The sequence below is a fragment of the Actinomycetospora sp. NBRC 106375 genome (genome assembly GCF_030269665.1).
Lineage (GTDB): Bacteria > Actinomycetota > Actinomycetes > Mycobacteriales > Pseudonocardiaceae > Actinomycetospora.
Map to the genome: position 1 here is coordinate 75,115 of NZ_BSTS01000002.1, position 13,176 is coordinate 88,290.

Annotated in this window: 10 protein-coding genes; 1 reads left to right on the forward strand and 9 read right to left on the reverse strand. The window is 75.4% G+C overall.

The genetic code is table 11. The features are described from left to right. Positions 1-33 precede the first annotated feature (33 nt). The 6 genes from QSK03_RS03800 to guaB all read right to left on the reverse strand — a co-directional run bounded on the left by QSK03_RS03800 (position 34) and on the right by guaB (position 9,852). A complete protein-coding gene (locus QSK03_RS03800; RefSeq protein ID WP_285648653.1) occupies positions 34-3,285 on the reverse strand; it encodes a bifunctional cytochrome P450/NADPH--P450 reductase in 3,252 nt (1,083 codons plus the stop codon). Beyond that, the gene (locus QSK03_RS03805) at positions 3,282-3,995 is read right to left on the reverse strand and encodes a hypothetical protein (protein WP_285648654.1); all 714 of its coding nucleotides are present in this window, start codon (positions 3,993-3,995) and stop codon (positions 3,282-3,284) included. Before QSK03_RS03805 ends, QSK03_RS03800 begins: the two co-directional genes overlap by 4 nt. After that, entirely contained in the window at positions 3,992-4,165 is a 174-nt protein-coding gene (locus QSK03_RS03810; RefSeq protein ID WP_285648655.1) for a hypothetical protein, read from the reverse strand. Before QSK03_RS03810 ends, QSK03_RS03805 begins: the two co-directional genes overlap by 4 nt. 140 nt (positions 4,166-4,305) lie before the next feature. Continuing rightward, positions 4,306-7,053 carry an ATP-binding protein gene (locus QSK03_RS03815; protein ID WP_285648656.1) on the reverse strand — a complete coding sequence of 916 codons (2,748 nt, stop codon included), beginning with the start codon at positions 7,051-7,053 and terminating at the stop codon, positions 4,306-4,308. A 140-nt stretch (positions 7,054-7,193) separates the two neighbouring features. Beyond that, on the reverse strand, positions 7,194-8,330 hold the full coding sequence (locus tag QSK03_RS03820) for a GuaB3 family IMP dehydrogenase-related protein (RefSeq protein ID WP_285648657.1): 1,137 nt from the start codon (positions 8,328-8,330) through the stop codon (positions 7,194-7,196). Positions 8,331-8,346: 16 nt separating this feature from the next. Next, positions 8,347-9,852, reverse strand: coding sequence for an IMP dehydrogenase (gene guaB / locus QSK03_RS03825; protein ID WP_285648658.1), 1,506 nt, complete (start codon positions 9,850-9,852; stop codon positions 8,347-8,349). A gap of 87 nt (positions 9,853-9,939) precedes the next feature. Here guaB and QSK03_RS03830 point away from each other — a divergent pair, with 87 nt between their 5' ends. Further along, the gene (locus tag QSK03_RS03830) at positions 9,940-10,326 is read left to right on the forward strand and encodes a DUF5319 domain-containing protein (RefSeq protein ID WP_285649215.1); all 387 of its coding nucleotides are present in this window, start codon (positions 9,940-9,942) and stop codon (positions 10,324-10,326) included. Between the two features lie 70 nt (positions 10,327-10,396). On the opposite strand, the gene QSK03_RS03835 is transcribed toward QSK03_RS03830, so the two are convergent. The 3 genes from QSK03_RS03835 to QSK03_RS03845 form a co-directional block, all read right to left on the reverse strand. Next, positions 10,397-11,299: an anti-sigma-D factor RsdA gene (locus QSK03_RS03835; protein WP_285648659.1), complete on the reverse strand. Its 903-nt coding sequence runs from the start codon at positions 11,297-11,299 to the stop codon at positions 10,397-10,399. Further along, positions 11,300-11,878, reverse strand: a complete 579-nt coding sequence (locus QSK03_RS03840; RefSeq protein ID WP_285648660.1) for a sigma-70 family RNA polymerase sigma factor — start codon at positions 11,876-11,878, stop codon at positions 11,300-11,302. It abuts the gene before it with no gap. A 317-nt stretch (positions 11,879-12,195) separates the two neighbouring features. Next, positions 12,196-12,792: a response regulator transcription factor gene (locus tag QSK03_RS03845; protein WP_116709579.1), complete on the reverse strand. Its 597-nt coding sequence runs from the start codon at positions 12,790-12,792 to the stop codon at positions 12,196-12,198. Between the last annotated feature and the right edge of the window lie 384 nt (positions 12,793-13,176).

Here is a 13,176-nt window from a genome sequence, read left to right on the forward strand (position 1 = left end):
TGCGCCCGGCGGGACGGCGGTGGTGCCCCGCGCCTACACCACCGCCGTCTCGCCCCAGATGTCCTCGAGATACCGGCCCGAGGACCGCAGGCCGGCGAGCCAGGCCTCGCCGTCGGCCTCGCCGGCGCCCGTCCTCGCCCGGAACACGGCCACGAGCGCCGCCCGCACGCCCGGCGCCATCGTCGAGGCGTTGCCACACACGTAGACCACGGCGTCGTGCTGCATCGCGGTCCAGACGTCGTCGGCGGCGGCCTCGAGCGCGTGCTGGACGTAGCGGTGCGGATAGCCCGACACCCGCGAGTACGCCGGGTACAGCGTCGCGACGCCCGCCTTCTCGAACGCCGCGAGCTCGTCGGCGTAGAGCAGGTCGTCCTCCGGGTCGCGGCAGCCGAGGAACAGCAGCGACCGGGCGATCGGCACGCCCTTCGCGCGCAGCGACTCGCGTTCCTGGAGGAACCCGCGGAACGGCGCCATGCCCGTCCCCGCCCCGACCATGATCATCGGAACGTGGGGGTTCTCCGGCGGCCGGAACGCGATACTGGGGCTGCGCACGAACGTGAACACGGTGCCGCCCTCGGGCACGTCGTCGAGGTGCCCGGAGCACACGCCCCGGTACGTCGTCCCGTCGCCGGCCCGCGCCGGGCCCTCCAGCACGCCGACCGTCAGCGCGACGTCCGACGACGCCTGGGGCGACGAGGAGATCGAGTAGAAGCGCGGGCGCAGCGGCGGCAGGAGGTCCAGGAAGTCGGCGAACGCCAGCTCGCAGTCCGGGTGCGCCTCGAGCAGCTCGAGCAGCGTGCGCCGCGGCTTGGCGATCTGCTCGCGGTACGCCGCCTTGGCGTCGTCGTCGGTGCCGGCGAGCGCCGCGAGCGCGTCGCGCTCCGCGCCGGCGGGCATCGCCGCCGCCATCGCCGCGAGCCCCGCGCGGCTCGCCACGTCCTGCAGCTCGACGCAGCCGGCGAGGATCGCGAGCAGCGGGTACGGCTCGCCGACGGGCAGGTGGGTGGGCGCGCTCCCGCTCGCCGTCAGCGTCGCGAACTGCCCGCCGTCGAGACGGAACCGCGCGATGGTCCGGTTGACCAGGCCGATCGGGTTGCGGGGCAGCACGCCGAGGTGGTCACCGGTGCCGTAGGTGGCGCCGGCCGGCATCGCGATCTCGAGGTGGCGCACCGACCGCCCGCCCGGCGTCCCCGCCCGGGCGGTGAGCTCGCGGTTGACGCGCACCGTCGCCGCCTGCCCGCGGTACGACTGCAGCACCGGGCTCGCGGTGCGGCGCTGCTCGAGCACCACCGACAGCCGCGGCCCGCCCGCCGCGGTGGCCGTCGACGCCGCGTCGAGCCCGAGCGCGGCACCGAGGGCGTCCCACAGGCCGGAGTACCAGTCCTCGAACTGCGCGTCGAAGTCACCGCGGGCGTCGCCCTCGCCGCGCGGGTACACGCGCGTCCCGCCCCTCGCCTCCAGTCCGGCGTCGACGCGGGTCGGGACGGCCTGGTAGGTCGCGGCCCAGTCGCGGTTGCCGCACCCGAAGACCGTGAACCGCACCGCGGTCGCGGAGGCGGCGTCGGAGTCCAGCCAGGCGCAGAACTTCCCGGCGTTGTCCGGCGGTTCGCCGTTGTAGGACGAGGTCACGACGACCACGGCGCCCTCGGTCGGCAGCTCGCCGACGGCCTCGTCGAGCGCCGCGGTGCGGGCGGTGTAGCCGCGGTCGGTGCCCTCGCGGGCGATCCGGGTGGCGAGGTCCTCGGCGGCACCGAGGTTGGACCCGAACAGCACGAGCAGCGGCGTGCCGTGCCGGTCCGACGGCGCGACGGCCAGCGTCGCCGGGCGCGGCTCGGCCGCGGTCACGGCGGCCGGACGCGGTGCCGAGCCCCAGGTCCGGCCCTCCCGTGGCCGGACCGTGATCGTCAGCCCCTGCGGCTTGATGGTCAGCGACTCCTTGATCTTCAGCTGGTAGTCCGCGTGGTCGACCAGCTCGAAGCGCTGCAGCAGCATCCCGAGCACGAGCGTCGCCTCCTGCAGCGCGAACTGCCGCCCGATGCAGGCCCGCTGCCCCGAGCCGAACGGCCGGTAGGCGTTGGGGGGCAGCGCGTCGAGGCGCTCGGGGGCCATGTGGTCGGGGTTGAACTCGCGCGCGTCCGGGCCCCAGACCTCGGTGAGCCGGTGCAGCATCGGCGTGAGCGCGATGACCGACGTCCCCGGGTCGAACGGGCCGTACCCGCCGACGGTCTCGCCGGGCTGCCGCGCCTGGCGGGTGAACGCGGGCGCGGTCGGCCAGAGCCGCAGGGTCTCGTCGAGGATCTGGCGGATGTAGCCGAGGCGGCCGATCTGCGCGACGGTCGGCGCCGCGTCCGGGTCGGTGCCGAGGACGCGGTCCACCTCCTCCTGGGCGCGGGCGACGACGTCGGGGTTCTTGAGCAGGTAGTACACGGCGAACGACAGCAGCCCGCTCGTCGTCTCGTGCCCGGCGATGAGGAAGGTGCCGCACTGCGCCACGATGTTGTGGTCGGGCAGCGTGTTCCCCTGCTTGTCGGTGCCGACGAGCATGTGCCCGAGCAGGTCGCTGCCCGGCTCCCCGGACGCGCGCCGTTCCTGGACGATCTTCTCGATCGTGTCGTCCATGAACTTGCCGTTCGCCACGAAGCGCTTCTGGGCGCCCCGCCGGAGCTTGATCTGCGCCGGGAACATCCGCTGGCGCTTGTTGCTCTCGGCGAGGGTCGCCATCATCGCCTCGACGAACGGGTGCTGGGAGTCGCGGTAGAACGAGTTGAACCGGTACCCGAACCCGCAGAGGGCGATGGTGTCCAGGGTCAGCCGCGTCATGTCCGCCGCGACGTCGATCGGCTCGTCGGGGTTGAGCCGGTCCCACTTGAGCATCAGCTGCTGGGCGATGTCGACCATCGGGTCGAGGTAGCCCTTCATCGCCCAGGTCGAGAAGCTCGGCAGCAGGATGTCGTGCGCGGACTTCCACAGCGGGTCGGCGGTGTCCGCGGTGAACAGGCCGGCGCTCTGGTGGGTCTTGCGGATCTCGCGCTGACCGGACCCGACGAGCTTGTCGAAGCGGGCGTCGTCGCACAGGTCCTGGACCATCTCCAGCCCGGAGACGACGTACGACGCGCCGCTCGGCGTGTGGATCGCGAAGATCGGGCCGTACTGCTCCGCCAGCTCCATCACGCTCTGGATCAGCCGCATCGTGTCGATGTCGCGGGCGTTGCCGATGATCGGCAGGGGCTTCGGCCCGGGGATGTCGGCGAGCGAGTGCGCGGGCGCGGCGGGGGTGGTGGTCATGGCTCGCTCCTCGGGGTCGGGACGGGGGTCGGTGCGGGGGGCGCCGCCTGCTCCGCGGGCGCGCGTCGCTGCCGGCGGTCGAGGCGCAGCAGCACGACGGCGACGAGCAGCACCCAGGCCGGCAGGACGAGCAGGCTCGCGGGGTGGTCGGTCGCGGTCAGCAGGAGCCAGGCCGCGAGGAGGTAGGAGACGATCGCGGCCCCGCGCGGCATGACGCCGGCGGCGCGCAGCATCCCCGTCGTGGTCAGCGCGAACATGCCCGCGCCGCGGACCGAGAACAGGAAGACCAGGCCGTAGCCGAGCGCCGACAGCCCGCGCGCGATGTCCGGGTCGAGGGGCGCGCCGCCGCCGATCGTCGTCAGCAGGACCGGCGTCGCGACGGCCGCCGTCCCCGCGAACAGGAGCGTGACGAACAGCGCCGCCGACAGCAGGTTGAGCCCGTGGGCGATGGCCGACGGGCTCGTCTCCCGGGCGTCGAGGACCGAGCGCAGCGCGACCGCGAACCAGAGGAAGGCGATCCCGGCCAGGGGCACGAGGTAGATGGCGACGGCCGTGACCACGGTGTCGCCCGCGCCGCCGTAGAAGGCGCCGTAGTCGGTGTCCGACGCGCCGAGGTGCGGGACGTTGTTCACGGTCAGCATCGCCGCCACGAACAGGGCGGCGAACACGATGCCCATGATCGCGGTGAACCGCGGGGTCGCCGCCGTCACGACGACCACCGGTCGGTGCCGGCGGGGCCGGGCCGCTCGGGCTGCAGGTCCTCGAGGATCCGCAGCAGGTCGAGCGTGCCCGAGAAGGCCTGTTCGCGGCCGGTCTCGGTGATCACGGTGCCCTCCAGACGCCCGTCGGCCGTGCGGAGGAGATCGACCGTCAGGTGCATGGGGGCCTCCTCCTCGACGTCGTCGAGGGTGCGCCGACCGGGTGACAGCGCACCCCGGCCGGACGTTCCAGTCAGCCTTCCAGTGAGGTGCGCCTCCGGCGCTCGTGAGCGGTTCGGAGTGCTCCGGCACTCCGAACCGCTCACGTGCGGCGGAGCCGCACCAGCTCGCGGCGGGAGGTGACGCCGAGCTTCGCGTAGACGTTGCTCAGGTGGTAGGCGACGGTGCGCGGGGTGATGAAGAGGTCGCGCCCCACCTCGCGGTTGGTCAGACCGCGGGCGACGAGGGCGACGACGGCCTCCTCGTGCGGGGTGAGACCGAGCGCCTCCTGCGCGCCGGCGGGGGTGAGCCCGGCGCCGTGCAGCAGCTCGTCGCACCGGGCGCGCCACGGGGCCGCGCCGAGGCGGACGAACGTGTCCCGCGCGCCACGCAGGAGGTCGACGCCGGCCCGGCGCTCGCCGGCCGCGAGCAGCCCGCGGCCGGTCTCGGCCTCCAGCCGGGCGAGGGCGTGCGGCGCGACGACACCGTCGGGCACCGGGACCGTCGCCCCGAGCCGGGCGTCCAGCCGGGCGGCGTCGACGGCGTGCCGGCCCGTCGCCCGCGTCCCGAGCTCGGCGAGGGCGGCCATCGCCTCCTCGACCCGCCCGAGCGTGACCAGCGCATCGATCTCCAGCGTGCGCGGGGCGAGCATCCCGAGGCCGTCGGTGAGCGCGCGCGACGCCCGCGCCGGCGCGAGCGCGCGCAGGACGCCGTCGGGGTCGTCGGTGACCTCGGCGAGCACGGCCGCGGCGATCGCCGTGCACACCTCGATCCCCCACCAGCGGGGGCCCATCTCGGCGGCGGCCGCGAGGTGGGCACGCGCGTCGTCGGTCCGGCCCCGCACCGCGCAGGCCTCGGCGGCGAAGGCGTGGGCCAGGGCCCCGGCCAGCGTCGTGCCACCGTCGCGGGCGAGCGTGACCGCCAGCTCGAAGCCCTCGACCACGCCGTCGGGAGCGCCGACGCGGTCCTGCACCGCCGGGCGGTAGGCCAGCGCCAGTGCCAGGCCGCGGACCGGCTCGCCGGCCCGCCCGCGCCGCACCGCCTCGTCGAGGTCCACGGCCGCGGCGGCGTCGTCGCCGGCGAGCGTGGCGAGCACCCCGCGCACCACCAGGACGTCCGCCGGCGTCGGGTGGCCGTCGGTCGCCGCCCGGTCGGCGACGCCGTCGAGGATCCCCCGGGCCGCACCGCCCTGCCCGCCCGCCGCCAGCCCGAGCACCATCGCCAGGCCGCCGGGCAGGCGGACGTCGTCGCCGCGCGCGTGGTGCGCCAGCGCGACCCCCGCCGTGGCCACCGCCCGCGGCGCGTCGCCGGCGAGCAGGTGCAGCAGGGCGAGGTGCGCCGCCGCGCCCGCCCGCGCCCGGTCGCCGGGGCGCCCCTCGCCCGGGCCCTCGGGGTCGGTGGCCAGGGCGGCCTCGAGCCGTTCGCGCGCGAGGACGAAGCGCCCGGCGAAGAGCGCGAGCTGGCCGAGCACCGCGGTCCGCCAGGGCCCGGGCCGGCACGCCTCGACCGCCTCCTCCAGCGCGACGGCCCGCGCGACCTCGCCGTCCGCGAGCAGCCGTGACGCCGCGGCCAGCACCCGGCGCTCGCGGTCATCGGGGTCGGTGGACAGGTCCGCGGCCGCGCGCAGGAGGTCCGCCGCCTCGGTGCCGGCGAGCCCGGCACCCGGCTCGGCGACCAGCGCCTCGAGCTCCGCCGCGAGCCCAGGGTCGGGTCCCGCGGCCGCGGCGACACGGTGGTCCAGGGCCGCGCGCCCCGACAGCAGCCCGGCGGCGGCCGCGTGCAGCGCCCGGCGCCGCGCCGGGGGCAGGTCGCCGCGCACCGCCGCGCGCACGAGCGGGTGCACGAAGCCGATGCGCGCGGGCGGCCCACCCGGCCGCTCGGCGAGCAGGCCCAGCTCGACGGCCTCGTCGAGGGCGGACGCCGGGTCGTCGAGCCCGGCGACCGCCGCGGCCAGGGTCAGCGGCGCACTCTCGCCGAGCACGGACGTCGCGACGACGAGCGCCTCCGTCGCCGGCGCGGCCCGCGCCAGGCGCACGAGCACGACCGAGGGGAGGCTGCGCGGCGCCGGCAGCACGTCGGTGGTCCCGGCGAGGACCTCGGCGGGCAGCTCCTCGAGCAGGGTGCGGGCGTGCAGGGGGTGCCCGAGCGTGTGCCGCCACAGCCGCTCGGCCGCCCCGGTGGAGCCCAGCGGCCGTCCGATCGCCGCCGCGAGCTCCGAGAGCTCGGCCGGGTCCAGGCCCTCGAGCCGGATCCGGTGCACCCCCCGGCCCGGGGCGGGCAGCCGTTCCCACCAGGGGTCGGCGGGCGCCTCGTCGGGGTCGCCACCCGGCACGCGCACACCGGCGAGGACGAGGACCCGGTCGTGACGCAACCGCCGCAGCGCGAACACAAGCGCCCGCACCGACGCCGCGTCGGCCCACTGCAGGTCGTCGAGCACCACCAGCACGGGGTCGTCGTCCCCCGGCACGGCGCCCAGCGCACCCAGCAGGTCCGCCCCGACGGCGAGGGGGTCGGCCCGCGGGTCGCGGTCGGGGCGCAGCAGCGGGAACCGGTCCGCGAGCCCGGGCGGCAGCTCCGCGGTGAGCTGGTCGAGCAGCCCGTGCACCAGGGTCGTCTCGGCCGCGTCACCGGTGGCCGACAGCGTCACGGCCGTCCGGCGTCCGGTCACGGCGTGCGCGAGGAACGCGGTCTTGCCCGTCCCGGCCTCGCCCTCGACCCACACGACCCCGGGACGTCCCGCGCGGGCCTCCTCCCAGGCCGCCTCGACGACCTCGAGCGACGCGCGCCGGCCGACGAAGACGGATCGCGTCAGGACGCGCCGGGGCCCCAGCAGCTCCGGGCGCGTCATCATGTTCCAGACGACAACGCACCCTTCGCTGTCTGTCCAGGACCACTTCCGTGGGAAACGGGGTGGTCGCCCAGCGTGTCCGCGGTGGTCAGCCGGTGGTCAGCCGGTGGTCAGCCGGTGGTCAGCCGGTGGTCGGCCGGTGGTCAGCGACGCACGGAGAGCCCGACGCGCTGGAACTCCTTGAGGTCGGAGTAGCCCGTCTTCGCCATGGCGCGACGCAGGGCGCCGAACAGGTTCATGGTCCCCGCGCCGGAGCGGGCCGGACCGGTGAGCACCGTCGCGAGATCCGGCGCGACGGTCGGCACGCGGGTGATGCCGCTGCGGGGCAGGTTCGGGTGCGCGGCGGCCGGGGTCCAGTACCAGCCGGCGCCCGGCGCTTCCTCCGCGGCGGCGAGCTGCTCGCCGAGCATCACGGCGTCGGCGCCGCAGGCGATCGCCTTGGCGATGTCGCCCGAGGTGCTCATGGCGCCGTCGGCGATGACGTGCACGTAGCGCCCGCCGGTCTCGTCGAGGTAGTCGCGGCGGGCGGCCGCGGCGTCGACCAGCGCGGTGGCCATGGGCACGCCGATGCCCAGCACCGCGTCGGTGGAGGTGGCCGCCGCCTGCCCGTACCCGACGACGACGCCGGCCGCGCCGGTGCGCATGAGGTGCATGGCGGTGCGGTAGTCGCCGACGCCGCCCGCGACGACGGGGATGTCGAGCGCCTCGATGAAGTCCTCGAGGTCCAGCGGGCCCTCGGCCTCCCCGTCCTCCCCGGAGACGTGCTCCGCCGAGATGATCGTGCCCTGCACGACGAGGACCTCGACGCCCGCGGCGACCAGCGTCGGCGTGAGCTCGCGGGCGTGCTGCGGGCTCACGCGCGCCGCGACGGTGGCGCCCGCGGCGCGGATGCGCTCGAGCGCCTCGGTGAGCAGCGCGGGCTGGACCGGGGCGGCGTGCAGGCGCTGCAGCTCGGCGACGGCCTCGGCCGGGTCGGTGGCCGCGCGGGTGACGACCTCGGCGAGCGCCTTCTCCGCCTCCGCGTGCCGCGCCCAGAGCCCCTCGGCGTTGAGCACGCCGAGCCCGCCCAGCTCGCCGACCCGCGCCGCGGTGGCCGGGCTGACGACCGCGTCGGTGGGGTGGGTCAGCAGCGGCAGCTCGAACCGGTAGGCGTCGAGCTGCCACGCGGTGGACACCGCCGACGACGACCGCGTCCGCCGCGAGGGGACGATGTCGAGGTCGTCGAAGACGTAGCTGCGCTGGGCGCTGCGGCCCCGCCCGATCTCGACCTGCTCGCGCACGGCGGAGCTCCCTGAACTAGCGCGCCCCGTAGTTCGGGGCCTCGGCGGTCATCGTGACGTGGTGCGGGTGCGACTCGGCGAGCCCGGCCGCGGTGATGCGGACGAGGTGCGCGCGCTGCAGCTCCGCGATGGTCCGCGCGCCCGTGTAGCCCATCGCCGCCCGCAGACCGCCGACGAGCTGGTGGGCCACCTGGGCGAGGGGCCCCCGGAAGGGTACGCGGCCCTCGACGCCCTCGGGCACCAGCTTGTCGTCGGAGAGGACGTCGTCCTGGAAGTAGCGGTCCTTGGAGTACGAGCCCTGCTGCCCGCGGCTGCGCATCGCGCCCAGCGAGCCCATGCCCCGGTAGGTCTTGAACTGCTTGCCGTCGAGCAGCACCAGGTCGCCCGGGGTCTCGGCGGTGCCCGCGAGCAGCGAGCCGAGCATCACGGTGCCCGCGCCGGTCGCCAGCGCCTTCGCGATGTCGCCCGAGGACTGCAGCCCGCCGTCGCCGATCACCGGCACCCCGGCGGGCGACGCCGCGGCCGCGGCCTCGTGGATCGCGGTGATCTGCGGGACGCCGACCCCGGCGATGACCCGCGTGGTGCAGATCGAGCCCGGTCCGACGCCCACCTTCACCGCGTCGGCGCCCGCGTCGACCAGCGCCTGCGCACCGGCCCGGGTCGCGACGTTGCCGCCGACGACCTCGACCCGCTCGCCCAGCTCGTTCTTGAGCTTCGCGACCATCGCCGTGACCGCCCGCGAGTGCCCGTGCGCGGTGTCGACGACGAGGACGTCCACGCCGGCGTCGACCAGCGCCATCGCCCGCGACCACGCGTCGTCGCCGACACCCACCGCGGCGCCGCAGAGCAGCCGGCCGTCGGGGTCCTTCGTGGCCATCGGGTACTGCTCGGTCTTGACGAAGTCCTTGACGGTGATGAGCCCGCGCAGGGTCCCGGCGCCGTCGACCAGCGGCAGCTTCTCGATCTTGCGGCGGCGCAGCAGGCCCAGTGCGGCCTCAGCGGTGACGCCGACCTGGGCGGTGACGAGGTCCTCGGCGGTCATCACCTCGCGCACGCGGCGCGAGTGGTCCACCTCGAAGCGCATGTCCCGGTTGGTGATGATGCCGACCAGGCGCCCGGCCTCGTCGACGACGGGCAGGCCCGAGATGCGGAACTTGGCGCACAGCGCGTCGACGTCGGCGAGCGTGTCGTCCGGCGAGCACGTCACGGGGTCGGTGACCATGCCGGCCTCGGAGCGCTTGACGACCTCGACCTGCGCGGCCTGCGCGTCGGCCGGGAGGTTGCGGTGCAGCACGCCCATCCCGCCCTGGCGGGCCATCGCGATCGCCATGCGCGACTCGGTGACCGTGTCCATCGCCGAGCTCACCAGCGGCACCCGCAGCGTCACCCGACGGGTGAGTCGGGCCGACGTGTCCGCCTCGGAGGGCACGACGTCCGACTCGCCCGGCAGGAGCATGACGTCGTCGAAGGTGAGTCCGAGCAACGCGAACTTCTCGGGCAGACCGGGCTCCGTCAGCACCATGACACCGATCGTAGTCCGCCCGTCGGAGCAGTCCCCCGGGCGCGCGGACCGCCGCTGGGTGACGCGCGCCGCCACGCGGGTAAATTGCTGGTCGTGGCCTACGAAGCGTTGCCGCCCGATCCGTTCGCGGGGGATCCCGCGGACCCTGCCCGCGCGCTCGGGGGACAGGACGCCGACGCCCCGGACGACGCTCCCCTCGACGACGCCGAGCGCGACGAGGTGGTGGCCGACCTCGGCGACCTCGCGGTGTTCGAGGCCCTCCTCGCGCCGCGCGGCATCCGCGGCGTCGTCGTCGACTGCGAGGACTGCTCCGAGCAGCACTACCACGACTGGGACCTGCTGCGGGCGAGCCTGCAGCAGCTGCTCGACGAGGGCCACATGCGCCCGCACGAGCCCCCGTTCGACCCCGACCCCGCCGCCTACGTCACGTGGGAGTACTGCCGCGGGTTCGCGGACGCGACGCTGGCCGAGTAGCCGACCAGGTCGGACGGACGAACGGCCCGGTCCCCTCGCGGGGGCCGGGCCGTTCGGCGTCCGGGGTGGGTCAGCCGGTCGGCGTCGTCGAGCCGGGGCTGGAGGACATCCCGTTGGTGGTCGTCCCGCTGCTCGGGGGCGGCGGGTCGTCGGCACCGCGGGTGCTCGGGTCCCCTGGGGCCTGCTCGGGCGCCGGCGTCGACGCCGGGTCCTGGGCCGTCTGCTGCGGGGCCGGCGTCTCCTGCTGGCTCGGGGTCGCCGGCTCACCCGTCTGGCCGCCCGAGGACGAGGGCTCCGACGTCGGCTCCGAGGAGCTGCCGGACGGCTCGCGGGTGGACGGCGACGGGTCGTTCGACAGCGACGTCTGCACGCGGTCGCGCTCGGTGATGAGCGGGGCCCGCTGCTCGGGCGCCACCTGCGGGATGGCGATGTTCGCCTTCGCCAGCTCGTTGCGCGCGGCCTGGGTGTCGCCGCGGGCGAGGGCGCCGTTGGCCGCGTCGATGCGGCTGCGGACCTCCTCCACCCGCTCGACGCCCTGGGCGCGCTCGGAGAAGAAGACCTTGGAGACGCCCCACAGGGTGTCGCCGGGCATGGCGCCGTGGACGGCGACCGTCAGCCCCGCGCAGGCGACGGCCGCGGCGACGGCGGCGATGGCGAAGGGCATGCGTCGACGGGCGCGCGTGCGCAGCCGGTCCCGGCTCTCGTGGCCGGCCGCGACGGCGTCGGCCGCCTCGTCCAGCGTCACGAGCTCGGGCATCGGATCGGCCTCGATGTCGGCGCGCCAGGCCGCGAGGATCGCGGCGAGACGGTCGTCGTCGGTGCCGCCGAAGCCGTAGCCGTCGGTGTCACCCGCTGCGCCGGCTCCGCCGGCGAGCGCGTCGATCAGGGCGTCATCCGCCCGGACCGCCGCGAGGTCGACGGGGCCGTCGACGAGGTCTCCCTCGGACCCGCCCGACGCCCGGTGGCCGCCCACTCAACTCACCTCTTCCGAGATCGCGGACACCGCGGTCCGCAACTTTGACAACGCCCGGTGTTGGGCCACCCGCACCGCACCGGGAGTGGACTCGACCGCTTCCGCGGTTTCCTCCGCCGACAGTCCAACGACGACACGCAGCACGAGGATTTCCCTCTGTTTGGGCGGCAGCGTGTCGAGCAGTTGACCCATCTGGACGGACAGCGCTCCGTTGAGTGCACGCTGCTCGGGTCCGTCCCGGGGATCGAGCTCTTCGGGGAGCTCCTCGACGGGTTCGGACCGGCTGCGCGCGACCGACCGGTGCGCGTCGACGACCTTGTGGGCGGCGATGCCGTAGACGAAGGCGAGGAACGGACGGCCCTGGTCGCGGTATCCCGGCAGCGCGGTGAGCACGGCCAAGCACACCTCCTGGGCCACGTCGTCGGCCGAGACCGACGACCGTTCCTGTCGGCCGATGCGCGCGCGGCAGTACCGCACGACCAACGGCCGAATGATCGCGAGAACGCGGTTGAGGGCCGAGCGGTCGCCGTCGTTGGCGGCGGCCACGAGTCCCTCGAGGTCGTTCCCTGCGTCAGTCATCGCTCCACGTGGCCCCGGCGTTACGCGGGGCGGTGGCTCCGCGGCGCGCATCGGCGTCGGGGTCACCGCCGGACGGTCCGACATCCCGGTCGAGGTGAGGGGACCGGGGGCCGGCATGGTCGGGTCAGCGTAGCGGGCGGGCCCGGGACCCGGCGCGGGGCGCAACGTGTTCGCCCGATCTGGCGCACGCCAGCGGTCCGCCGCGCGGTGGACCGCGCGCGGGATGCCCAGGACGGGCGTGGGGACGTCGTCGGCGGCAGGCATTCCGCGGGTGGCGCCGGCAGGGTCCCCGGAACGGCCGTCGTTCCGGTACGCGGTCAGGAGACCAGGCCCCGTCGGAAACCGTGCGCCACGGCCTGCGCCCGGTCGCGCACGCCCAGCTTGCGGAAGAGGCGTCGGGCGTGCGTCTTGACGGTGTCCTCGGAGAGGTAGAGCTCGCGGCCGATCTGGCCGTTGCTCTTGCCCTGCGCCATCCCCCGCAGCACCTGGAGCTCGCGCTCGGTGAGCTGGACGCCCGAGTCGGCCGGCGTGCGCGGCGCCGGCACCGAGGTGCTGGCCAGCGTGTGCGCGAGGGCGGCGACGAGCTCGGGGCGGGAGGCGTCCCAGCGCAGGTAGCCACGGGCGCCCCCGGCGATCGCCGCGGCGATGCTGCCGGAGTCGTCGGGCGCGCCGAAGACGATGACGTTGGCCTGCGGGTGGGCCGCGACGAGGCGGCGGGTGGCCTCGACACCGGTCGGCACCGCGCGCTGGGTGCCGACCAGGACCACGTCGACGGTCTGCCGCGAGAAGCGCGTGAGCAGCTCGTCGCCGTGGGCGACGCAGTCGATGCGGTGGACACCCGGGACCGCGGACATCACCCTGGTGAGGCCTTCACGGACGCTGCGACGATCGTCGCAGATCAGCACCGTGGTCACGGGAGCTCCTTTCTGCAGCGACCCTGCAGCTGATGAGCGAGCACTCTCCCCCATCGGCGTACGGACCGGCGAGCTTGACCCGCCGTCGGCGACGTTTTCGGTCGCACGCGCAGCACCCGGCTCGCGTCCGCGGTCGAGACCCCGCTCGACGTGCCGGTTCATGCGTTCTCCTCACGACAGGCGCAGTGACGTCCACGCCCCGATGGCCGAGGTCCTCCACGGCCGGTCGGCGCCGGACGGCGGCCGCGCGAGCGGCGACCGTCCGGATGTGGTGACACTCCCCCTGTTCAACGTCCGGGCGACCCTACGGTGACGACCGGAGATCCACCGGATACGACCGTCCGGCGACACCGGTGTGTACTCCGCGTGCGGGGAATGATCACG